Source organism: Cellulomonas sp. ACRRI, from assembly GCF_022346185.1.
GTDB lineage: Bacteria > Actinomycetota > Actinomycetes > Actinomycetales > Cellulomonadaceae > Cellulomonas.
Genome location: NZ_JAKRMS010000019.1, coordinates 1 through 22,267, shown reverse-complemented (window position 1 = coordinate 22,267; position 22,267 = coordinate 1). Strand labels below are relative to the sequence as shown.

The window sequence follows — 22,267 nt, the reverse complement described above, 5'->3', positions numbered from 1 at the left end:
GTGTCGGGGCCTCGACCTAGGATGGCTCGCATGGCATCAGGTGGCAGCAACGGGTCCGACTTCGTCCACCTGCACGTCCACTCCGAGTACTCGATGCTGGACGGCGCGGCGCGGGTCGGGGAGATGCTCGCGGAGGCCCAGCGCCTCGGCCAGACGGCGATGGCGATCACCGACCACGGGTACCTGTTCGGCGCGTTCGACTTCTACTCCCAGGCCCGCAAGCTCGGCATCAAGCCGATCATCGGCGTCGAGGCGTACGTCACCCCGGGCACGTCCCGGTTCGACCAGACGCGCGTGCGCTGGGGCGAGGCGCACCAGGCGTCCGACGACGTCTCCGCGCGCGGTGCGTACACGCACATGACGCTGCTGTCGCGCACCACCGAGGGCATGCACAACCTGTTCCGGATGGGGTCGCTGGCGTCCCTGGACGGCCAGATGGGCAAGTGGCCGCGCATGGACCGCGAGCTGCTGCAGACGTACTCCGAGGGGCTGATCGCCACGTCGGGCTGCCCCTCCAGCGAGGTGCAGACCCGGCTCCGGCTCGGCCACTGGGACGAGGCGGTGCGCGCGGCGGGCGAGCTGCAGGACATCTTCGGCAAGGAGAACTTCTTCGTCGAGGTGATGGACCACGGGCTCGAGATCGAGCGCCGGACCATCAAGGACCTCATCCGCCTGGCCGAGCAGATCGGCGCGCCGCTCGTCGCCACCAACGACCTGCACTACACGACCAAGGACGACGCGCACGCGCACGAGGTGCTGCTCGCCGTGCAGTCCGGTTCCACCCTCGACGAGCCGACCTACGACCAGGGCGGCTCCCGGTTCGCCTTCGGCGGCGACGGGTACTACGTGAAGTCCGCGGCGGAGATGCGCCGCACCTGGGCGGAGCTGCCCGAGGCGGTCGACAACACCGTGCTCATCGCCGAGCGGTGCGAGGTCGAGTTCCCGACCGGCGCCAACTACATGCCGCGGTTCCCCGTCCCGGACGGCGAGGACGAGAACTCCTGGTTCATCAAGGAGGTCGAGCGCGGCCTGCAGCGGCGGTACCACGGGTCCGTCCCGGACGACGTGCGCAAGCAGGCGGAGTACGAGACCGGCGTCATCGTGCAGCTCGGCTTCTCCGGCTACTTCCTCGTGGTCGCCGACTTCATCAAGTGGGCGCGCGAGCAGGGCATCCGCGTCGGCCCCGGCCGTGGCTCCGCCGCGGGGTCGATGGCCTCGTACGCCATGGGCATCACCGAGCTCGACCCGCTGCGGCACGGGCTCATCTTCGAGCGGTTCCTCAACCCCGAGCGGGTGTCCTGGCCCGACGTCGACGTCGACTTCGACGAGCGCCGGCGCGGCGAGGTCATCCGGTACGTCACCGACAAGTACGGCGACGACCGCGTGGCGCAGATCGTCACCTACGGCACGATCAAGGCCAAGCAGGCCCTCAAGGACTCCTCGCGCGTGCTGGGCTTCCCGTTCGCGATGGGGGAGAAGCTCACCAAGGCGATGCCGCCGCCCGTCATGGGCAAGGACATCCCGCTGTCCGGCATGTACGACCCGGAGCACCCCCGCTACGCCGAGGCCGAGGAGTTCCGCCAGGTCGTCGCCGCGGACCCCGAGGCGCAGCGCGTCCTCGAGACCGCCCGCGGCCTGGAGAACCTCAAGCGGCAGTGGGGCGTGCACGCCGCCGGCGTCATCATGTCCAGCGAGCCGCTGATCGACATCATCCCGATCATGAAGCGGCCGCAGGACGGCGCGGTCATCACGCAGTTCGACTACCCGACGTCCGAGGGCCTCGGCCTGATCAAGATGGACTTCCTCGGGCTGCGGAACCTGACCATCCTCGACGACGCCCTGCGCAACATCACGATGAACGGCAAACCGCCGATCGAGCTCGAGGACATCGAGCTCGACGACAAGCCGACGTACGAGCTGCTCGCCCGGGGCGACACCCTCGGCGTGTTCCAGCTCGACGGCGGCCCCATGCGGTCCCTGCTGCGCCAGATGCGCCCCGACAACTTCGAGGACATCTCCGCGGTCATCGCCCTGTACCGGCCCGGCCCGATGGGCATGAACTCGCACACGAACTACGCGCTGCGCAAGAACGGCCTGCAGCCGATCACGCCCATCCACCCGGAGCTCGAGGAGCCCCTGGCGGAGGTCCTCGACGGCACCTACGGCCTCATCGTGTACCAGGAGCAGGTGCAGAAGGCCGCCCAGGTGCTCGCCGGCTACTCGCTCGGCCAGGCCGACCTGCTGCGCCGCGCGATGGGCAAGAAGAAGAAGGAGATCCTCGACAAGGAGTTCGTCCCCTTCGAGGCCGGCATGAAGGAGCGCGGCTACTCCAAGCCCGCGATCCAGGCCGTGTGGGACACGCTCGTCCCGTTCGCCGGCTACGCCTTCAACAAGGCGCACTCCGCCGGGTACGGCGTCGTCTCCTACTGGACCGCGTTCCTCAAGGCGAACTACCCGACCGAGTACATGGCGGGCCTGCTGACCTCGGTCGGCGACGACAAGGACAAGTCCGCGCTGTACCTCGGCGAGTGCCGCCGCATGGGCATCACCGTCCTGCCGCCGGACGTCAACTCCTCGTCGGCGCTGTTCACCGCCGTCGGCGACGACATCCGGTTCGGCCTCACCGCCGTCCGCAACGTCGGCGCCAACGTGGTCGAGGCGATCGTCCGCACCCGGGAGGAGAAGGGCGACTTCACGTCGTTCACGGACTTCCTCGACAAGGTGCCGGCCGTCGTCTGCAACAAGCGGACCATCGAGTCGCTGATCAAGGCCGGCGCGTTCGACTCGCTCGGCCACGCGCGCCGCGCCCTGCTGCTCGTGCACGAGCAGGCCGTCGAGTCGGTCATCGGCGTCAAGCGCAAGGAGGCGGAGGGCCAGTTCGACCTGTTCGCCGACCTCGGCACCGACGACGGCCCCGGGTTCTCGGTCCAGGTGCCGGACGTCCCGGACTGGGACAAGAAGCAGCGCCTGCAGTTCGAGCGGGAGATGCTCGGCCTGTACGTCTCCGACCACCCGCTGTCGGGCCTGGAGCACGTGCTGTCGGCCGCCGCCGACGTCTCGATCGCGACGCTCAACGCGGACGAGGCGCGCCCCGACGGCTCGACCGTCGTCGTGGCCGGCCTGATCACCTCGCTGCAGCGCAAGATGTCCAAGCAGGGCAACCCGTGGGCCGCCGTGACGCTGGAGGACATGGAGGGCTCCGTCGAGATCATGTTCTTCGGCGAGACCTACCTGGCCTACTCGACCGTGCTCGCCGAGGACGCCGTCATCGTGGTCCGCGGGCGGGTGCGCCGCCGGGACGACGCGATGCAGCTGCAGGCGATGGAGGTGTCGCTGCCCGACCTGTCGGCCGTGGCCGACGCGCCCGTCGTGGTGACGCTGTCCGAGGCGCGGCTGACGCCGCCCGTGGTGGACCGGCTGCTCGAGGTGATGAAGACCCACCCCGGCATGACGGAGCTGCACCTGCGCGTGGCGCGCGCCAACGGCCGGCGGTCGCTGGTGGTGCCGAGCGACGGCTGGCGGGTCGAGCGGTCGCCCGCCCTGTACGGCGACCTCAAGGCGCTCCTCGGCCCGGGCTGCCTCCAGACGGCGACCCCGGTCCCGGTCTGACGCGCGCGCGGCGCGGCCCGGGCCGCGCTCGCTCGCGCTCGCCTGTTCGCCGAGTCTCCACGTCGCGTCTGTGGCGCGGCGTCGCGACGCAGACGCGACGTGGAGACTCGGCGTTGTTAACCCTTGCGTTATATAACGCAGGGTGGAAACGTACGTGGTGTGCAGGTGATGGACGCGTTGGGGGACCCGGTGCGGCGGCGGCTCGTGGAGCTGCTCGCCGACGGGTCGCGCCCCGCGGGTGAGCTCGCCGCGGCGGTCGGCGCCGAGTTCGGCATCAGCCAGCCCGCCGCGTCCCGGCACCTGCGCGTGCTGCGCGAGGCGGGGCTGCTCACCGCCGAGCCCGACGGAGCCCGGCGGCTGTACGCCGTCCGGCCCGAGGCGCTCGACGACGTGCAGGCCTGGGTCGGCGGCGTCCGGCGGTTCTGGGACCAGCGGCTCGACGCGCTGGGCACGGAGGTCGCGCGCGGGCGCCGGGAGCGCGGCGGGGCGGGCCCGGGAGCCGCCGGGACGAGCCCGCTCGGGGCGTTGCGGCTGGGCGGCGAGGCGTCGGTGACGTTCCGCCGGTCGTACCCCACGGACGCCGCGGACCTCTGGGACGCGGTGACGACGCCGGAGCGGCTGGCGCGCTGGCTCGGGCCGGTGCTCGGCGACCTGACGCCGGGCGGGTCGTACGAGCTCCGGATGGGCGCCGACGAGCCCGGCTCCGACCAGAACGCGACGGGCGTGGTGCGGTCGTGCGACCCGCCCCGGTCGTTCGCCGTCGAGTGGCGGTTCCCCGGCGAGGAGCCGAGCGAGGTCGAGATCCGCGTGGAGGCGGGCGCGCCGGGGGAGGGCGCGGTGCTGCTGCTGGTGCACACCCGGCTCGAGGACGCGCAGGCGATCGGCTACGGCGCGGGCTGGCACACGTCCCTGGACCGGCTGGCGGACGCCGTCGTCGGTGCCGAGCCCCGCGACTGGGACGCGCGCTTCACCGCCCTGCTCCCGCGCTACCGCGCCCTCGCCCCACGCTGACCCGACCCGCCTCTCGCCGAGATGGCAACTCTCGACTGTGCGGGCACGGGTCGCCAGAGCCGAGAGTTGCCGTCTCGGCGACGGGACGGTGCCAGGTGCGCGGCCGCGGGGCGCGCGAGGTGCGCGGCGCGGGTCAGCCGACCTCGGCGGAGTTCGACCCTCGGGGGTCGTCGACCTCGACCACGTCGCCCCTGTGCAGCTGGCGGCCGCGGCGGGACTCGGGCTCGCCGTTGACCTTGACCTCGCCCTCGTCGAGCAGCGTGCGCGCGTCGGCGCCCGAGTCGGCCAGGCCGGCCAGCTTGAGGAACTGCCCGAGGCGGATGGAGTCGTCGGAGATCGGCACGATGGTCACCGGGTCATCCTGCCAGGGGCGGACGCGGGCGGCCCGCGTCGGCCCGCGCGAATAGACTCGGGGCGTGATCTCCCGCATCGACCTGCGTGGTCGCACCCTGTCCCGTCGCGAGCTGCTCGAGACGCTCCCGCGGCCCGAGCTGGACGTCGAGTCCGCCGCCGCGGCCGTCGAGCCGATCCTCGCGGACGTCCGCGCGCGCGGCGCCGCCGCCCTGCGCGAGCTCGCCGAGCGGTTCGACGGCGTCCGGCCCGAGCACCTGCGGGTGCCGGCGGACGCGATCGCGGCCTCGGTCTCCGTGCTGGACCCCGACGTCCGGGCGGCGCTGGAGGAGACCATCCGCCGGGTGCGTCAGGTGCACGCCGCGCAGCGGCCCGCCGACCACACCGTGCAGGTGGCGCCGGGCGCGCAGGTGCGGCAGCGGTGGATCCCGGTCCGCCGGGTCGGCCTGTACGTGCCCGGTGGCCTGGCGGTCTACCCGTCGTCGGTCATCATGAACGTCGTCGCCGCGCAGGAGGCGGGCGTGGGCTCGCTCGCCGTCACCTCCCCGCCGCAGCAGGACAACGGCGGCCTGCCCGACCCGGTGGTGCTGGCGACCTGCGCCCTGCTCGGCGTCGACGAGGTCTACGCGGTCGGCGGTGCCCAGGCGATCGGCATGCTCGCGTACGGTGCGGCCGGCTCGGAGCCCTCCGACGGCGAGACGCTGTGCGAGCCGGTCGACGTCATCACCGGCCCGGGCAACGTCTACGTCGCGGCGGCCAAGCGCCTGGTCCGCGGCGCGGTCGGGATCGACGCGGAGGCCGGCCCGACCGAGATCGCGGTGCTCGCCGACGGCACCGCCGACGCCGACCACGTCGCGGCCGACCTCGTGTCCCAGGCCGAGCACGACCCCCTGGCGGCGTCGGTGCTGGTCACGACGTCCATCGAGCTCGCCGGCGCCGTCGAGTCCAAGCTCGTGCACCGCGTGCAGTCCACCCGGCACGCCGAGCGGGTCGCGCAGGCGCTGTCCGGGCGGCAGTCCGCGATCGTGCTGGTCGACGACCTCGACGCCGGCCTCGACGTCGTGAACGCGTACGGCGCGGAGCACCTCGAGATCCAGACCGCCGACGCCGCCGCGGTCGCCGAGCGCGTCACCAGCGCGGGCGCGATCTTCGTGGGCGCGTACTCTCCGGTGTCGCTCGGCGACTACATGGCCGGGTCGAACCACGTGCTGCCGACCGGCGGCTGCGCGCACTTCTCCTCCGGGCTGGGCGTGCACTCGTTCGTGCGCGCGGTGCAGGTGGTGGAGTACGACGCGGACGCGCTGCGGGAGGTCGCGGGCCGGATCGTGGCGCTCGCCGACGCCGAGGGGCTGCCCGCGCACGGCGAGGCCGTCCGCGCGCGGTTCTGACGCGACACGTCGTGGGGTTCCGGGCGGTCCTGCTGGACTTCCGGGGGACGCTGGTGCCCGCGCCGACCTACCGCGACCTGGTCCGCGGTGGGCTGGCGCGGGTCGGACGGCCGACGGAGCCCGACGACGTCGAGGCGGTGCTCACGCTGCTGCGTGCCGGCGACCGCTCGCTGGTGGACGCGCCGGACGTCGACACGGATGTGGAGCGGCACCGAGCCGCCCACGACCACTGGTTCCGGACGGCGCGGCTCGACGACGACCTTGCCGCTGCGCTGTACGCGGTCGAGTCCGACGTGGCCGCGGCGCCGTTCGCCTACGACGTGGCGCCGGTGCTGTCCGCGCTCTCGGCGGCGGGGGTGGCGCTCGCGGTGGTGAGCGACATCCACGTCGACCTCCGCCCTGCGTTCGCCGCTCAGCGGGCACCCGGCGGCGGGTCGCTCGCCGATCTGGTGAGCGCCTGGGTGCTGTCGTTCGAGGTCGGCGCGGCCAAGCCGGACCCGAGGGTGTTCCGGGCGGCGCTCGACGCGCTGGGCGTACCCGCCGCCGACGCCCTCATGGTCGGCGACCGTGGGGCGTGGGACGGCGCGGCCGCCGAGCAGGGGCTGACCGCGCTGGTGCTGCCGCCGCTGACCTCCCCGCAGGAGTGCCGGCTGCACCGCGTGCTGGACCTCGCGCTGCCGCGCTGATCCGCCGCCGAGGGTCGGGTCGCACCCGCGGGCCGGCATCTCTGCCCGGTGCTGGACACCCGCGCCGTGCAGTGCCGTGCGCCGCAGTCCCGTGCCGCACAGGGGCACTGCGCGACGGCGCTGGTCAGCCCACGCCCAGCACGAACGGCAGCACCGCCGCCGCCCCCGCCTGCCGGAGCAGCCGCGCCGCGACGGTGAGCGTCCAGCCCGAGTCGGTCCGGTCGTCGACCAGCAGCACCGTGCGACCGGGCAGCCCGGCCGCGGCGGCGGGCGCGAGGTCGAGCTCCAGCCGGCGGGCGACCCCCGCCAGCCGGTGCGCCGAGTTCACGTCGTGCCGCGTGGGCGGGCTGTCCGGGCGGGGCGCGACGGCGCCCACCAGCGGGACGCCGAGGTGCCGGGCGACGCCGGCGGCGAGGTGCTCCACGAGCGCTGGCCGGGTGGCGGACCGGACCACGACGACGCCCTCGGGCCGGTGCTCCGGCCGCCACGCGTCCAGGGTCGCGAGCACCGGGTCCCGCAGCGCGGGCGGCAGCCCTGCGGCCGGGTCCGGCTCCCCGCCGAACAGGTCCCGCAGCAGCCCGCCCCAGCCGACGGAGTCGAGGCGCGCGACGGCGCGCCCGGGCTCGGCGTTCTCCTCCGCGGGGATGCGGCCCCGCAGGTCGAGGCCCAGCGTGGCCATGCCGGTGGGCCACTGCCGCCGTGGGTCGACCGCGACGCCGGCCGCGGTGAGCAGCGCCTGCGCGCCCGCGACGTGCTCGGCGTCCGGGGCGACGCCCACGGCGGTCCCGGTGCACCGGTCGCACCGCCCGCACCGCCAGGCCTCGCCCGCGGGCCCGGCGAGCTCCGGGTCGTCGAGCGCCCGCCGCAGGTGCGCCATCCGGCAGCCGTCGGTGGTGACGTAGTCGACCATGAGCTGCTGCTCGGCCTTGCGGGTCGCGGTGACGCGGTCGTACCGCTCGGCGTCGTAGGACCACGGCTCGCCGGTGCCCTCCCAGCCTCCGCGCACCCGGCGCACCGCGCCGTCCACGTCGAGGACCTTGAGCATCTGCTCCAGCCGGGACCGGCGCAGCGACACGTGCGTCTCCAGGGCCGCCGTCGACAGCGTGCCGCCCTCGCGCAGCGCCCGCAGGGCGGCCCGCACGTCGTCCTCGGGCGGGAACGCCGTCGAGGCGAACCACTCCCAGATGGCGCGGTCCTCGCGGCCCGGCAGCAGCACGGCCGCCGCGCGCCCGCCGACCGCCTCCGCGGCGCGACCGGCGCGGCCGACCTGCTGGTAGTAGGCGATGGGGGAGGACGGCGCCCCGACGTGGATCACGTACCCCAGGTCCGGCTTGTCGAACCCCATGCCCAGCGCGGAGGTCGCGACCAGCGCCTTGACCCGGTTCGCGAGCAGGTCGGCCTCCGCGACCTCCCGCTCGGCCGGGTCCGTCTGCCCGGTGTACGTGCGGACGTCGAGACCGGCCGCGCGCAGGTGCTCGGTGACCTGCTGGGCGGCCGCGATGGTGAGGCAGTAGATGATCCCGGAGCCCTCGAACGCCGGCAGGTTCTGCGCCAGCCACGCCAGCTGCGCGGCCGTGTCGGGCAGGCGGACGACCGACAGGTCGAGGCTGGACCGGTCGAGGGGGCCGCGCAGCACCAGGACGTCGTCGCGCACCGCGGTGCCGAGCTGCTCGGCGACGTCGGCCGTCACCCGGGCGTTCGCGGTCGCGGTCGTGGCGAGGACCGGGATGCCGGCGGGCAGCTCGCCCAGCAGGGTCCGGATGCGGCGGTAGTCCGGGCGGAAGTCGTGGCCCCAGTCGGAGATGCAGTGCGCCTCGTCGATGACGACGAGCCCGGCGTCGGCGGCCAGCCGCGGCAGCACCTCGTCGCGGAACTGCGGGTGGGTGAGCCGCTCGGGGGAGACGAGCAGGACGTCGACGTCGCCCGCGGCGATCTGCGCGTGCACGTCGTCCCACTCGGTGACGTTCGCGGAGTTCAGCGTGGCCGCCTTGACGCCCGCGCGCTGCGCCGAGGCCACCTGGTTGCGCATGAGGGCGAGCAGCGGCGACACCAGCACGGTCGGGCCGGCGCCCCGCGCCCGGAGCAGGGCGGTCGCGACGAAGTACACGGCGGACTTGCCCCACCCGGTCCGCTGCACGACGAGCGCCCGCCGGTGGTCGCTCACCAGCGCGTCGATCGCCCGCCACTGGTCGTCCCGCAGGCGGGCGTCGTCCCGCCCCACGAGCCGGCGCAGGACCGCCTCCGCCTCCTCGCGCAGGGCGGCGCGCTCGGCCGCATCGGGCCCGGTCGGTGTCTGCTGGTCCACGTCAGTCATCGCCCCCGACCCTAGCCACCGCCCCCGACACGACGCGCCCCCGGGGCAACCGCCTGTGGACGACCGCCGTCCCGCGGCCGGAGCGCGGATACGATCGCCGGGTGACCGCACCCGACACCGTCCCCCAGGCCGCGCGGCCCGTGCTGCCGGTGCGCCCCGAGCTGGCCGGTGAGGTGCCCTACGGCGCCCCGCAGCTCGACGTGCCGGTGCTGCTCAACGTCAACGAGAACCCGTACCCGCCGTCGCCGCAGGTCGTCGCCGACATCGCCGCCGCCGTCGCCGAGGCCGCGCACGGGCTGAACCGGTACCCGGACCGCGAGTTCCTGGCCCTGCGCTCCGACCTGGCCGACTACCTCGCGGTCGAGTCGGGCGTGCGCGTCGCCCCCGAGCAGGTGTGGGCGGCCAACGGGTCGAACGAGGTCATGCTGCACCTCCTGCAGGCGTTCGGGGGTCCCGGGCGCACGGCGGTGTCGTTCGCGCCCACCTACTCGATGTACCCGGAGTACGCGCGCGACACCCACACCCGCTGGGTCGCCGGCCGGCGCACCGAGCAGTTCGACGTCGACCCGGTGGAGGCCCGCGCGCTGATCGCCCGCGAGACGCCGTCCGTCGTGCTGCTCACCAGCCCGAACAACCCGACCGGCACCGCGCTCGAGCTCGACACGGTGCGCGCGGTGCTCGCGGCCGCGGCCGAGGTGCCGGGCGGCTGCGTGGTCGTCGTCGACGAGGCGTACGGCGAGTTCCGCCGGGAGGGCGTCGAGTCGGCGCTCACCCTGCTCGCGGACCACCCGCACCTCGCCGTCAGCCGCACGATGTCCAAGGCGTTCGGCCTGGCGGGGGCCCGCGTCGGCTACCTCGCCGCGTCGCGGGAGCTCGTGGACGCGCTGCGGGTCGTGCGGCTGCCCTACCACCTGTCGGCGGTGACGCAGGCGACGGCCCGCGCGGCGCTGCGGCACGCGCCGGAGCTCATGGCGCAGGTCGGGTCGCTGCGCGCCGAGCGCGACCAGCTCGTGCTCGACCTGCGTGACCGCGGGCTGCGCGTCGCGGAGTCCGACGCGAACTTCGTGCTGTTCCAGGTCGGCGAGAACCGCCACGAGGTCTGGCAGGGTCTGCTGGACCGGGGCGTGCTGATCCGCGAGGTCGGCCCGGAAGGATGGCTGCGGGTGTCGGTCGGCACCCCGGAGGAGACCGCGGCGTTCACCGCCGCGCTGTGGGAGGTGCTGGGGATTTGAGCACGACGACCGGCGGGCGCACCGCCCGGGTCGAGCGCACGACGAGCGAGTCCAGCGTCGTCGTCGAGGTCGACCTGGACGGCACGGGGCGCACGGAGATCAGCACCACGGTGCCGTTCTACGACCACATGCTCACCGCGCTGGGCAAGCACTCGCTCATCGACCTCACCGTCCGGGCCACCGGCGACACGCACATCGACGCGCACCACACCGTCGAGGACGTGGCGATCTGCCTCGGCGAGGCGCTCCGGCAGGCGCTGGGCGACAAGCGGGGCATCGCGCGGTTCGGCGACGCGACCGTGCCGCTCGACGAGGCGCTGGCGCAGGCGGTCGTCGACGTGTCCGGCCGCCCGTACCTCGTGCACTCCGGCGAGCCCGAGGGCCAGGAGTACCACCTGATCGGCGGGCACTTCACCGGCTCCCTGACCCGGCACGTGCTCGAGTCGATCGCGCACCACGCCGCGTTCGGGATGCACGTCCGCGTGCTCGCCGGCCGCGACCCCCACCACATCGTCGAGGCGCAGTTCAAGGCGCTCGCCCGCGCGCTGCGGTTCGCGGTGGCGCTGGACCCGCGCGTGGACGGCATCCCGAGCACGAAGGGCGCGCTGTGACCGCGAACGGCGCCGGCACGCCCGGCGCGGGGGACCGCCCGGACGACGACCTCGGGTTCACGGTCCCGGACGACCTGTCCGGCCTGGACGGCCTGGACGCGGCACCGGGCGAGCCGGGCGCCGGCGACGGCCCGTCCGTCGAGGTCCCCGACGACCTCTCCGGGCTCGAGGCCGCCGCGGCGGAGCCGGACGAGCCCGTCGTCGCCGTCGTCGTGACCCAGGTCGCGGGCGCGCGCCCGCTGGCCGCCGCCTGCTCGCTGGCGGGGGTCGACGTCGACGCGGTGCCCTCCCCGGTCGGGGCGCTCGCGGTCCTGCGCGACGCCGCCGACGCCGCCCGCACCGCCGAGGCCGCCGCGGCGATCTCCCGGATGCTGCGGACCTCGCCGGTGATCCTGATGGACCGGCGCGCCGGCCGCATCCAGGCGAGCCGGTGGTCCGCGGGGGAGAAGGAGGACGACCTCGCGGCGGGCCTCGTGCTCTCCGGGGCGCCCGACGTGCTCGACGAGCTGCTGGTCGGCGGGACGCCGGTCGGCGAGGTCGACGGCGTCGAGACCAGCGTCGGCATGTCCCGGTGGGCCGCCATGCGCGCGCTGTCCGGGGGGCGGCGCAAGCGGGACTGACCCGCGCCCGCGCCACCGCGCCGGGCCGCCGGGTGACGGAGCGCACGTCCCGCGCACCGGACGCCAGCGGGTGCTCCGGCCCGCGGCCGGTAGCCTGGGGGACGTGCCCAGCCAGCCTCGCGTCGTCGTCCTGGACTACGGATTCGGGAACGTCCGCTCGGCCGTGCGCGCCCTCGAGCGGGTCGGCGCCCAGGTCGAGCTGACGTCCGACGCGCAGCACGCCGCCGACGCCGACGGGCTCGTCGTCCCCGGCGTCGGTGCGTTCGCGGCCGTCATGGCCGGGCTGCGCGGCGTCCGCGGCGAGCAGATCGTGGACCGGCGCCTCGCCGGCGGCCGCCCCGTGCTCGGCATCTGCGTCGGCATGCAGGTCATGTTCGAGCGCGGCGACGAGCACGGAGTCGAGACCGACGGGCTCGGCGAGTGGCCCGGCACCGTCGACCGGCTCGAGGCCGAGGTCGTCCCGCACATGGGGTGGTCCACCGTCGACGCCCCCGCGGGGACCCGACTGTTCGCCGGCATCGAGGACCAGCGGTTCTACTTCGTGCACTCGTACGCGGCCCGGACGTTCCCGCTGTCCGACCAGGTCGACGCCGACCGGTTGACCCCGCCGCTCGTGACCTGGTCCGAGCACGGCGGCCGGTTCGTCGCCGCCGTCGAGAACGGGCCGCTCGCCGCCACGCAGTTCCACCCGGAGAAGTCCGGGGACGCCGGCGCCCAGCTGCTCGAGAACTGGGTCGGCTCGCTCGACTGACGCCCGCCGCGCAGCCGCCCGGCGCCGGCGCACCACCGCACGCCCCGAACGAGGAGACCCATGTCCGACCGTCTGCAGCTCCTGCCCGCCGTCGACGTCGCCGACGGCCAGGCCGTCCGGCTCGTCCAGGGCGAGGCGGGCTCCGAGACCTCCTACGGCGACCCGCTCGCCGCGGCGCTCGACTGGCAGGCCGGCGGCGCGGAGTGGATCCACCTCGTCGACCTGGACGCCGCGTTCGGGCGCGGGTCGAACGCCGCGCTGCTCGCGGACGTGGCGCAGGTCCTGTCGGCGAAGGGCGTCAAGGTCGAGCTCTCCGGCGGCATCCGCGACGACGCGTCGCTCGAGCGCGCGCTCGCCACCGGCGCCACCCGGGTGAACCTCGGCACCGCCGCGCTGGAGGACCCGGAGTGGACGGCTGACGCGATCGCGCGGCACGGCGACGCGATCGCCGTCGGCCTGGACGTGCGCGGCACCACGCTCGCCGCCCGGGGCTGGACCCGTGAGGGCGGGGACCTCTGGGAGGTCCTGGCCCGCCTCGACGCCGCGGGCTGCTCGCGGTACGTCGTCACCGACGTGACCAAGGACGGCACCCTGCGCGGCCCGAACGTCGACCTGCTCCGCGAGGTCTGCGCGCGCACCGACGCGCCCGTCGTCGCGTCCGGCGGCATCTCCTCCCTCGACGACCTGCGGGTGCTGCGCGAGCTGGTCCCGGTCGGTGTCGAGGGCGCCATCGTGGGCAAGGCCCTGTACGCGGGCGCGTTCACGCTGCCCGAGGCCCTGGACGTCGCCGGGCGCCCGTGACCGGGCGCGAGCTCCCGCCCACCTCGGCGTTCGCGGGGGACGACGGCAGCGCCGACCCCCGGGTCGCGGCGGCGCTGGCCGCGCTCGGCGACGGGACCGGCACGCTCGCCGGCGTCGTCGAGGCGCTGGCCGGCACCCGGGTGCTGGTGCCGGTGCTGGCGGAGCTCGAGGCGGCCGAGACGGTCGAGGTGGGCGGGCACGCGCACACCGTCGACAAGGAGGCGTCCGCCGGGATCGTGGCGCTGCAGGCGCCGGACGGGCGCACGGCGCTGCCGGTGTTCTCCTCCGTCGCGGCGATGGCGGCGTGGCGGCGGGACGCGCGCCCGGTGCCGACCGACGTGGTGCGCGCCGCGCTGTCGGCGGTGAGCGAGGGCTGGGAGCTGCTCGTGCTCGACGCGGGCGGCCCGGACACGGCGCTGCTGCCGCGGCCCGCGGTGTGGGCGCTCGCGCAGCAGCAGTCGTGGCGGCCGGCGGTGCTCCCCGGTTCCGACGGCGCCGCCGTGCCGTCGGTCGACCCCGAGGTCCGGGAGGCGATCCGGGCGGCGGTGCTGGGCGCGGTCCCGGCAGACGCCGGCCCGGGCGCCGCGGCGTCCGGGGGTGCGGGCACGTCCGGCGGCGGGTCCGGCTCCGCGGGTCGGTCGTGGTTCCGCCGCCGTCGTGCGGAGCCCGCCGCCGCGCCGACGCCGGGGACGCCCGGCCCGGTCGTCGACGTCGACGCCCTCCCGGGCTCCCGGGCCGAGGTGGCCGTGGTCCTCACGCTCGTCCCCGGGCTCGACCGGCCGACGCTGGACGGCGTGCTGCGCCGCGTCGGCGAGGCACTGGCCGCCGACGACACGGTCACCCGGCGGGTGGACTCGGTGGAGGTCCGCCTCCGCTGACCCGCAGGGCCGGTCCGGCCCCGCCGGGCAGCCGGGCGCGCCGGGCACGCCGGGCACGCCGAGTGTGCATGCGACACGTCGAGCGAGTACCCGGCGGATGCTCGCTCGACGTGTCGCATGCACACTCGCGGCGGCGTCGTGCCGCGGACGCCCCCGGGCGCGCCGGGCTCCCGGACCGGACCGGACCGGACCGGGTCGCCGCTCAGCGCCGGTGGCGGCTCGGCGCCGGTGGTGGCTCGGCGCCGGTGGTGGCTCGGCGCCGGTGGTGGCTCAGCGCCGGCGGCGGCGCAGCGCCCAGGCGAGGGCGACCGTCGCGACCGCCCCCACGACCTGCCCGCCCAGGATGATGCGGTTGAGGTCGAGCGCCGGCTGCCAGTGCGCGCCCTCGTCGTCGACGACGAACACCCCGAGCGGCTTGACCCGGGTGGCGTAGCCGCCGGCGTCCGCCGCGCCGACCCCGCGTCCGCCGGGCCGGCCCGCGCCGAACGGCCACAGCGGCCCGCGCAGGAGCGGCCCGCGCCCCAGCCCGCCGTGCCAGCCGCCGCGCCCCGGCCCGTGCGGCCGGTCGCCACCGGGACCCGCCCAGGCGACCGGCCCGGACCGCGCCCACGGGCCGTCCTCCGGTGCGGGTGACCCCGCGTGGGCGCCGTGGCCGGCGTCCTGCCCGGCGTCCGGCGCGGGCCCTCCGGCGCCCGGCGCGCCCTCCGCCGAGGGGCCGCGCTGCCCGTCGGGTCCCTCGTCGCCGGTGCCGCCCGCGTCCGTCCCGCCCGCGTCCGTCCCGCCCGAGCCGGAACCGCCCTGCCCGGGTCCGCCGTGGCCGCCGTGCCCGCCGCGGACGCCCAGCCGGGCGTCGGCGTGCGCCCCCGCCACGCCGTGCCAGCCCAGCACCTTCGCGACCGGCACCACCAGGGTGCCGCCCAGCTCGTAGGGCTCCCCGAACACGCGTCGCACGGAGATGATGTCGCTCGCCGCCCGGGTGAGCCCCGGCAGGTCGGGGTGGGTCTCGTCCGTCATCGTCGTCCTCCTCGGTGGGTGTCCGTGCGCCCACGGTTGCACGGCGGGTCGCACGCCACCAGGGCCGCCGGCTCAGCCGGCGGTGCAGGAGGTGCTGTCGGTGAACGCGGCCTCGTCGTCGAGCAGCTGGCGCAGGGTGCTGACGGGGACGACGAAGCTCTGCCCCGTGGAGTTCTTGGCGTAGACGACGCCGACGACGCGGCCCTCGGCGTCCAGCACGGCGGACCCGGAGCTCCCGGGCTCCACCTCCGCGTTCGTCACGAGCACCTGGCCGAGGTTCTCGTTCAGCGGGTCGGTGGTGGCGCCGATGACCTGGCCGCTGGTGACCGTGAGCCGGCCGCCCTGCGGGTACCCCACGACGGTCACCTGGTCGCCCGGGTTGGGGTCGGCGTCGGCGAGGCCGGGCGCCGAGGGCAGCGGATCGGCGGTGCGGACGACGGCCAGGTCCGCCAGCGCGGCGGTCGAGGACGCCGTGACGGCGACGTCCCGCCCGTCGTAGGTGCTCAGCTGCAGGTCGGCCGAGTCGGCCACCACGTGCCGGTTCGTGATGAGGGTGGTCTCGTCGATCGCGAAGCCCGAGCCGGTGGACAGGGAGTTGCAGCCGACGTTCCGGATCCGCACCGCCATCCGCTGCGCGGCGTCGAAGCCGTCCGGGGACAGGTTGCCGGAGGACGTCGGCGTCGGTGCCGGGACGCTCGACGGCACCAGGTCGGTCGGCACGGGGCCGGGCATCGCGGGGAGCACGCCGCACCCGGCGAGCAGCAGCACGGCCGCGGCGCCGAGGGCGGCGCGGCGGGCGGTCGCGCGGGTCACCCGGTCGCCCCGGCGGCGAGCTGGCGCTGCAGCTCGGTGTTCGCGACGGTCGCGGCGTTGCACACGCCCTGCACGTCGCTCTTGAACCGCTGCAGGTCCGCCGGGTCGTAGGCGGCGGCGTCCTCGAGGTAGGTGATGAGCTGGTTCTGGGCGTCGATGCAGGTGGACAGGGCGGACGCGACGTTCGCGGCGGCCTGGGAGATGCGCTCCTGGTAGTCGACGAGCTGGCGCTGCACCTCACGGTCGTCGCCGACCTGCGCCTTCTCGTCGGCGAGCTGGGTGATCCGGCTCTGCGCGGTCGCGAGCTGCTCGGTGACCGCGGACAGCTCCGCGACGGTCCCGTCGTGCTGGGTGCGCAGGGTCGCGAGCTCCGTGCCGATCGCGCGCCCTTCGGCCTCGAGGCCGTCGGCGTACTCCTCGAACCGGACGGTGCGGACCCACAGGTAGGCCGCGAGCGCGGTCACGAGCACCAGCAGCACCGACAGCGCCACGACCGCCCACGGCCGACGGCGCCGCCGCGGCGGGGGCGGCGGGGCGAGGTGGCTGTGCTCGGGGTGCCGCCCGGCCGGGCGGTCGTCCGGGTGCGTGGCGGGGTGCTCGACGGGCGGCACGGCGTCGGGGCGGGTGGCGGTGTCGGACCACGACGAGGGCCCGGCCGGCCGCGGCGGGCCGTTCGGGTCGTGCGGCCCGGTGGCAGACGTCACGGGACCACCTTACGGGGAGTCAGCGCGCGCGGTGCCCGGCGCGCGACGCCGTCGGTGGCGGACGTCACGTCGGCGCCGCCCCGCGGACGGCCGATTCCTGTCGCCCGACAGGCCGGGCACGGGCGAGAATCCTCGGCGTGTCCCTCGCCCCCTACGGCCGCCTGCTGCGCCTGCCCGGTGTCCTGCCCCTGGTCCTCGTCTCGTTCGTCGCGCGCATCCCGCACGCGATGACGGGCGTCGTGCTCACGCTGCACGTCGTCGGCCCGCTCGGCCTCGGGTACGCGCGTGCCGGGCTGGTCGCCGCGGCGATGACCGTGGGCGTGGCGATCGGGTCGCCGTGGCGCGGCCGCCGGGTGGACCGGCTGGGGCTGCGGCGGGCGCTGCTGCCGTCGGTCGTCGTGGAGTCGGCGGTGTGGCTGGTGGCCCCGCGGCTCGGCTACGAGGCGCTGCTCGTCGCCGCCGTGGTCGCGGGCGTGTTCCTCGTGCCGGTGTTCTCGGTCGTGCGGCAGTCGCTCGCGGTGCTGGTGCCGGCCGAGCAGCAGCGCACCGCCTACGCCCTCGACTCCGTGGGCACCGAGATGACGTTCATGCTCGCGCCGACGCTCGGGGTGCTGGTGGCGACCCAGGTCTCGACGACCGCGGCGCTGACCCTCGTGGGCGTGGCGACGGTGGCGGCGGGCCTGCTGCTGATGTGGTTCAACCCGCCGACGCGGTCGCCCGAGGGCACGTCGGCCGCCGCCGCTGCCGAGGGCGGCCGACGGCCGAGGCTGCTGACGCCCGGGCTGCTCGTGGTCCTGGCCGCCGCCTCCGCCGCCGCGCTCATCCTCAACGGCACGGACGTGGGCATCGTGGCCGCGCTCGAGGGCTGGGACCGGGAGACCGCGGTCGGCTGGATGATCGCGCTGTGGTGCGTCGGGTCCGTCCTCGGCGGGCTGGTGTACGGCGCGCAGAAGCGGGAGCTGCACCCGCTCGCGCTGGTGGCGCTGCTCGGCGCGGCGACGCTGCCCGCCGCGTTCGCCCAGACGCAGTGGCAGCTGGCGCTCGCGGTGGTCGTCGCGGGCCTGCCGTGCGCCGCGAGCCTGTCCGCGATCAACGCGTCGCTGGTCCGGATGGTCCCCGAGCACCGGCGCGGCGAGATCATGGGCTGGAGCGGCACGGCGAACACGGTCGGCGCGGCGCTGGGCGCCCCCGTCGTCGGCGCGGTGATCGACTCGACCGGCCCCGGCGGCGGCTTCGCGGCCGCGGGCGGCGTCGGGCTGCTGCTGTCGGTGCTCGGCCTGGCGGTGCTGGCCCTGGCGAGGCGACGGGTCGCCGGCCGCGTGCCGGTCGTGACCGGCGCGGCCCCGGGCACGGCGCCCGAGGGCGTGGTCCCGACGCCGGCCCCCGCGGGCGCCGACGACGTCCCGGCGCGCCCGACCCCGGAGCCGACCGCCCGCTGACGCCCCGCACCGCGCGCCGGCGCGCGGCACCGAGTCTCCGGTTCGCGTCTGCGGCCCGTGATCACGGGACGGGCGCGGACCGGAGACTCGGCGTGGGAAGGCGTGCGGGGGTGCGCGGGGTCAGGAGACGTAGCCGGTGAACTTCTCGCCCGGGCCCTCGCCGGGGGCGTCGGGGAAGGGGCTGGCCTCGCGGAACGCGAGCTGCAGGGAGCGCAGGCCGTCCCGCAGCGAGCGGGCGTGCTGGTTGCCGATGTCCGGGGCCGACGCGGTGACCAGCGCGGCCAGTGCGGTGATCAGCTTGCGGGCCTCGTCCAGGTCGAGGAAGTCGCTGCCGGCGTGCTCGTCGGTGTCGGGGGACAGGCCGCACTTGACGGCGGCGGCGCTCATCAGGTGCACGGCGGCGGTCGTGATGACCTCGACCGCGGCCACGTCGGCGATGTCGCGGGTGGCGGTCGTGGGGTCGGGGGTCTCGCTCATGCCGCCGATCCTCTCACCGCGCGGCCGGACGGACGACGAGCGGGGCGCCCACGGGGGCGTGCGACCTGCCGGGCGGGCCGCCACCCCGAAGGTGGCGGCGCGGCCGGAGCGAGTGCCGGCCGCGCCGCGGGTGGTGCGGTCGCGGGTCGGGCGGTGGGGGGAACCGCCCGACCCGCGACGGATCAGGCGACGGGCGTGCTGGCGGTGGCGGGCTCGCCGTTCTCGACCGGCGCCGTGCCCTGCAGCGCGGCGGCCAGCGCGGCGCCGAGGCCGGCGTCGACGTTGGTCCAGTACTGGATCGCGCGGGCGCGGATGACGTCGCTCTTCACCGCACCGACGTGGCCGGTGATGGTCTCGAGGAACCGGGCGCGCGCGGCGTCGTCGAACACCTCGCGGTACAGGGTGCCGGCCTGACCCCAGTCGTCGTCCTCGGGGTGCAGGGTCGCGGCGGCGCGCACGAGCTCGCCGTCCGCCTCCCACCCGGCCGACTCCGCGGCGCGGGCCGGGTCGGCCGCCGGACCGCCGACCGAGTTCGGCGCGTAGACCGGGACCTCGGGCGCGTTGAAGTGGTAGCGCGCCGCGCCGTCCTTGGAGTACGAGTGCACCTCGGACTTCGGCGCGTTCACCGGGAGCTGCGCGTGGTTGGTGCCGACGCGGTACCGGTGGGCGTCCGCGTAGGAGAAGATCCGCGCGAGCAGCATCTTGTCCGGGCTGGTCGCGATGCCCGGCACGAAGTTGCTCGGCGCGAAGGTCGCCTGCTCGATCTGCGCGAAGTAGTTCTCCGGGTTGCGGTTGAGCTCCATCACGCCGACCTCGATCAGCGGGTAGTCGGCGTGCGGCCAGACCTTCGTCAGGTCGAACGGGTTGAACCGGTAGGCCTTCGCGTCCTCGTACGGCATGACCTGCACCGACAGGGTCCAGCGGGGGAACTCGCCGTCGGCGATGTGCTCGAACAGGTCGCGGATGTGGTGGTCGGCGTCCGAGCCGGCGAGCTGCGCGGCCTCGTCGGCGGTCAGGTTGTCGATGCCCTGCTGGGTCTTGAAGTGGTACTTGACCCAGAACCGCTCGCCGGCCGCGTTGATCCACTGGTAGGTGTGCGAGCCGAAGCCGTCCATCGTCCGCCAGGAGCGTGGGAGGCCGCGGTCGCCCATGAGCCAGGTGACCTGGTGCGCCGACTCGGGGGACAGCGACCAGAAGTCCCACTGCATGTCGTTGTCGCGCAGGTTCGAGCCCGGCAGGCGCTTCTGCGAGCGGATGAAGTCGGGGAACTTGATGCCGTCGCGCAGGAAGAACACCGGGGTGTTGTTCCCGACGAGGTCGTAGTTGCCCTCGGACGTGTAGAACTTCAGCGCGAAGCCGCGCGGGTCGCGCCAGGTGTCGGGGGAGCCGTGCTCGCCGGCGACGGAGGAGAACCGCGCCAGCATCTCGGTCTCGACGCCCGGCTGGAACAGCGCGGCGCGGGTGTAGCGGCTCACGTCGCCGGTGGTGGTGAAGGTGCCGAAGGCGCCGCCGCCCTTGGCGTGCACGACCCGCTCCGGGACCCGCTCGCGGTTGAACTGCGCGAGCTTCTCGACCAGGTAGTGGTCGTGCAGGACGATCGGGCCGTCGGCGCCGACCGACTGCGAGTGGGCGTCGGACGCCACGGGGGCGCCGGAGTTGGTGGTCGTCGGGTGGACCTGGGTCACGGGGGTGTCCTTCCGGGTCGTCGGCAGGCCGGTCGAGGGCGTGCCGGGGACCGGTCGGGCGGGGTCGCCCGACCGGGAGTCGTGGGTGGTCGGTGGTGCGGGGGAGTCGGGCCGGGGCGGCGGCTCGCCCCGGGGCTGCGGTCAGTCGGTCGCGCGGCTGCGGCAGTCGGGGCACAGGCCCCAGAAGGTGACCTCGGCGGTCTCGACGGTGAAGCCGGACGTCGAGCTCGGGACGAGGCAGGGCGCCTCGCCGATGACGCAGTCGACGTCGTCGACCGCGCCGCAGGAGCGGCACACCACGTGGTGGTGGTTGTCGCCCACCCGGCGCTCGTACCGCGCCGGGTGCCCGGCCGGCTCGATGCGCCGCAGGATGCCCACGTCGGTCAGCGCGTGCAGGACGTCGTAGACCGCCTGCACCGAGACCGTCGGCACCGCCTCGCGGGCCCGCCGGAGCACGGCCTCGGCGTCCGCGTGCGGCAGGTCGCCGACGGCGCCGAGCACGGCGAGCCGCGGCGCGGTGACCCGCAGCCCGCGGGTGCGCAGGAGCTCCGCGGGGTCGGTCGCGCGGTCGGCGTGGCCGACCGCGGGGTGCGGGTGGCCGGCGCTCGTCGCGCCGCCGGCGGCGGGTGCGTGCTGGTCGACGGGCATGCCGCCACCCTGACATGTTTTCTGGAACTGTTCAAGCAGGGATCTGACGGAATGTCACGTCGGGTGCGCGGTCCGCGGGTGACCCGGGGAACAGTGAGCCGGCCCCCGGTGTTCTGGTAGAGTCATTCACGACTGGCCTGGGTCGACGTGTGTCACCGCCTCACCGCGGGGGCGACGACGGCCCGGGTGCACAAGTGGAGGCCACTCCCACCTGAGTCCCGACCGCCCGGTCCGCCGGCAGCAGGGTCCAGGTCATCGGTCCAGGTCACGAGCCCCTCGCGGGGACCGTGGCCCGACGGCGCACCGTTCCGACGGGTGCCGTGGATCGTGTCGGCCCTCCACCTGTGCCCAGGTGCGAGGGCCTTCCTCGTTCCTGGAGGTCACCCCCTTCGACTTCGAGGAGCACCACATCAGCGAGCCCCGCATCAACGATCGGATCCGCGTCGCCGAGGTCCGCCTGGTCGGCCCGAACGGCGAGCAGGTCGGCATCGTCCGCGTGGAGGACGCGCTGCGCCTGGCCCAGGACGCCGACCTCGACCTCGTGGAGGTCGCGCCGGACGCCCGCCCGCCCGTCTGCAAGATCATGGACTACGGCAAGTTCAAGTACGAAGCAGACATGAAGGCCCGCGAGGCCCGGCGGAACCAGAGCAACACGGTTCTCAAGGAGATCCGCTTCCGCCTCAAGATCGACCCGCACGACTACGGCACCAAGAAGGGCCACGTCGAGCGGTTCCTGTCGGCGGGCGACAAGGTCAAGGTCATGATCATGTTCCGCGGCCGCGAGCAGTCGCGCCCGGAGATGGGCGTGCGCCTGCTGCAGCGGCTCGCCGCTGACGTCGAGGAGCTCGGCTTCATCGAGAGCATGCCGAAGCAGGACGGCCGCAACATGATCATGGTGCTCGGCCCGACCAAGAAGAAGGCCGAGCAGAAGAACGAGCAGCGCCGTGCCCGCGCCCAGCGCGAGCCGCGACCCGAGGCCCCCGAGGTCGAGGAGACGGAGACGGACGCCCTGGTGGAGGCCGCCGCTCCGGCTGCCGCCGCCCCGGCCGCTGCTCCGGCCCCGGCCGCTGCTCCGCGCCCGCAGACCGCGCCGAAGCCGGCGACGGCTCCGCGTCCCGCGGCCAGCCGGGGCGCGGCCGCCGCGCCGAAGCCCGCCACCGCCCCGAAGCCGGCCTCGCGGCCGACCTCGACGCCCCGCCCGACGCCCGGCCCCGCCGCCGGGTCCACGGCGACGC

General features: G+C 75.4%; 20 protein-coding genes. 12 read left to right on the top strand and 8 right to left on the bottom strand.

Translation table 11 applies throughout. The features are described from left to right. The first annotated feature begins 30 nt into the window (after window positions 1-30). Both dnaE and MHY85_RS06070 read left to right on the top strand, forming a co-directional pair. Complete coding sequence (gene dnaE, locus MHY85_RS06075; protein ID WP_239194191.1) at window positions 31-3,609, top strand: DNA polymerase III subunit alpha; 3,579 nt, start codon at window positions 31-33, stop codon at window positions 3,607-3,609. Window positions 3,610-3,777: 168 nt separating this feature from the next. Further along, on the top strand, window positions 3,778-4,620 hold the full coding sequence (locus tag MHY85_RS06070) for a metalloregulator ArsR/SmtB family transcription factor (RefSeq protein ID WP_239194189.1): 843 nt from the start codon (window positions 3,778-3,780) through the stop codon (window positions 4,618-4,620). A gap of 133 nt (window positions 4,621-4,753) precedes the next feature. Here MHY85_RS06070 and MHY85_RS06065 read toward each other — a convergent pair whose 3' ends face one another. Next, complete coding sequence (locus MHY85_RS06065) at window positions 4,754-4,972, bottom strand: RNA-binding S4 domain-containing protein (RefSeq protein WP_239194187.1); 219 nt, start codon at window positions 4,970-4,972, stop codon at window positions 4,754-4,756. Window positions 4,973-5,036: 64 nt separating this feature from the next. On the opposite strand from MHY85_RS06065, the gene hisD reads away from it, so the two are divergent. Beyond that, a complete protein-coding gene (hisD, locus tag MHY85_RS06060) occupies window positions 5,037-6,359 on the top strand; it encodes a histidinol dehydrogenase (protein ID WP_239194185.1) in 1,323 nt (440 codons plus the stop codon). Window positions 6,360-6,370: 11 nt separating this feature from the next. After that, entirely contained in the window at window positions 6,371-7,045 is a 675-nt protein-coding gene (locus tag MHY85_RS06055; RefSeq protein ID WP_239194183.1) for an HAD family hydrolase, read from the top strand. A gap of 124 nt (window positions 7,046-7,169) precedes the next feature. Here the strand turns inward: MHY85_RS06055 and MHY85_RS06050 are convergent, their stop codons facing one another. After that, window positions 7,170-9,359, bottom strand: coding sequence for a RecQ family ATP-dependent DNA helicase (locus MHY85_RS06050; protein ID WP_239194181.1), 2,190 nt, complete (start codon window positions 9,357-9,359; stop codon window positions 7,170-7,172). A 101-nt stretch (window positions 9,360-9,460) separates the two neighbouring features. Here MHY85_RS06050 and MHY85_RS06045 point away from each other — a divergent pair, with 101 nt between their 5' ends. The 6 genes from MHY85_RS06045 (at window position 9,461) to MHY85_RS06020 (ending at window position 14,252) form a co-directional block, all read left to right on the top strand. Beyond that, on the top strand, window positions 9,461-10,591 hold the full coding sequence (locus tag MHY85_RS06045) for a histidinol-phosphate transaminase (protein ID WP_239194179.1): 1,131 nt from the start codon (window positions 9,461-9,463) through the stop codon (window positions 10,589-10,591). Then, window positions 10,588-11,202, top strand: a complete 615-nt coding sequence (gene hisB, locus MHY85_RS06040; RefSeq protein ID WP_166940715.1) for an imidazoleglycerol-phosphate dehydratase HisB — start codon at window positions 10,588-10,590, stop codon at window positions 11,200-11,202. The genes MHY85_RS06045 and hisB overlap by 4 nt, the downstream gene beginning before the upstream one ends. After that, window positions 11,199-11,822: a hypothetical protein gene (locus MHY85_RS06035; RefSeq protein ID WP_239194177.1), complete on the top strand. Its 624-nt coding sequence runs from the start codon at window positions 11,199-11,201 to the stop codon at window positions 11,820-11,822. The genes hisB and MHY85_RS06035 overlap by 4 nt, the downstream gene beginning before the upstream one ends. Before the next feature lie 103 nt (window positions 11,823-11,925). Beyond that, complete coding sequence (gene hisH / locus MHY85_RS06030) at window positions 11,926-12,573, top strand: imidazole glycerol phosphate synthase subunit HisH (RefSeq protein ID WP_239194175.1); 648 nt, start codon at window positions 11,926-11,928, stop codon at window positions 12,571-12,573. A 60-nt stretch (window positions 12,574-12,633) separates the two neighbouring features. Beyond that, entirely contained in the window at window positions 12,634-13,374 is a 741-nt protein-coding gene (gene priA, locus MHY85_RS06025; protein WP_239194173.1) for a bifunctional 1-(5-phosphoribosyl)-5-((5-phosphoribosylamino)methylideneamino)imidazole-4-carboxamide isomerase/phosphoribosylanthranilate isomerase PriA, read from the top strand. Next, the gene (locus tag MHY85_RS06020; protein WP_239194171.1) at window positions 13,371-14,252 is read left to right on the top strand and encodes an SseB family protein; all 882 of its coding nucleotides are present in this window, start codon (window positions 13,371-13,373) and stop codon (window positions 14,250-14,252) included. The genes priA and MHY85_RS06020 overlap by 4 nt, the downstream gene beginning before the upstream one ends. 270 nt (window positions 14,253-14,522) lie before the next feature. Here the strand turns inward: MHY85_RS06020 and MHY85_RS06015 are convergent, their stop codons facing one another. The 3 genes from MHY85_RS06015 to MHY85_RS06005 all read right to left on the bottom strand — a co-directional run bounded on the left by MHY85_RS06015 (window position 14,523) and on the right by MHY85_RS06005 (window position 16,783). After that, entirely contained in the window at window positions 14,523-15,266 is a 744-nt protein-coding gene (locus MHY85_RS06015) for a hypothetical protein (protein ID WP_239194169.1), read from the bottom strand. A 72-nt stretch (window positions 15,267-15,338) separates the two neighbouring features. Beyond that, on the bottom strand, window positions 15,339-16,079 hold the full coding sequence (locus MHY85_RS06010) for a S1C family serine protease (protein ID WP_239194167.1): 741 nt from the start codon (window positions 16,077-16,079) through the stop codon (window positions 15,339-15,341). After that, window positions 16,076-16,783, bottom strand: a complete 708-nt coding sequence (locus MHY85_RS06005; protein WP_239194165.1) for a hypothetical protein — start codon at window positions 16,781-16,783, stop codon at window positions 16,076-16,078. Before MHY85_RS06005 ends, MHY85_RS06010 begins: the two co-directional genes overlap by 4 nt. A 137-nt stretch (window positions 16,784-16,920) precedes the next feature. Between MHY85_RS06005 and MHY85_RS06000 the strand changes: the two genes are divergently transcribed. Further along, window positions 16,921-18,222: an MFS transporter gene (locus tag MHY85_RS06000; RefSeq protein WP_308191324.1), complete on the top strand. Its 1,302-nt coding sequence runs from the start codon at window positions 16,921-16,923 to the stop codon at window positions 18,220-18,222. Window positions 18,223-18,342: 120 nt separating this feature from the next. Here the strand turns inward: MHY85_RS06000 and MHY85_RS05995 are convergent, their stop codons facing one another. The 3 genes from MHY85_RS05995 to MHY85_RS05985 form a co-directional block, all read right to left on the bottom strand. Further along, window positions 18,343-18,699: a DUF1844 domain-containing protein gene (locus MHY85_RS05995; protein ID WP_239194163.1), complete on the bottom strand. Its 357-nt coding sequence runs from the start codon at window positions 18,697-18,699 to the stop codon at window positions 18,343-18,345. Window positions 18,700-18,881: 182 nt separating this feature from the next. Continuing rightward, the gene (locus tag MHY85_RS05990) at window positions 18,882-20,384 is read right to left on the bottom strand and encodes a catalase (RefSeq protein WP_239194161.1); all 1,503 of its coding nucleotides are present in this window, start codon (window positions 20,382-20,384) and stop codon (window positions 18,882-18,884) included. Window positions 20,385-20,525: 141 nt separating this feature from the next. Then, a complete protein-coding gene (locus tag MHY85_RS05985; RefSeq protein WP_239194159.1) occupies window positions 20,526-21,032 on the bottom strand; it encodes a Fur family transcriptional regulator in 507 nt (168 codons plus the stop codon). A gap of 352 nt (window positions 21,033-21,384) precedes the next feature. Here MHY85_RS05985 and infC point away from each other — a divergent pair. Further along, a partial coding sequence (gene infC / locus MHY85_RS05980) for a translation initiation factor IF-3 (RefSeq protein ID WP_239194157.1) occupies window positions 21,385-22,267 on the top strand: 883 nt, incomplete at its 3' end.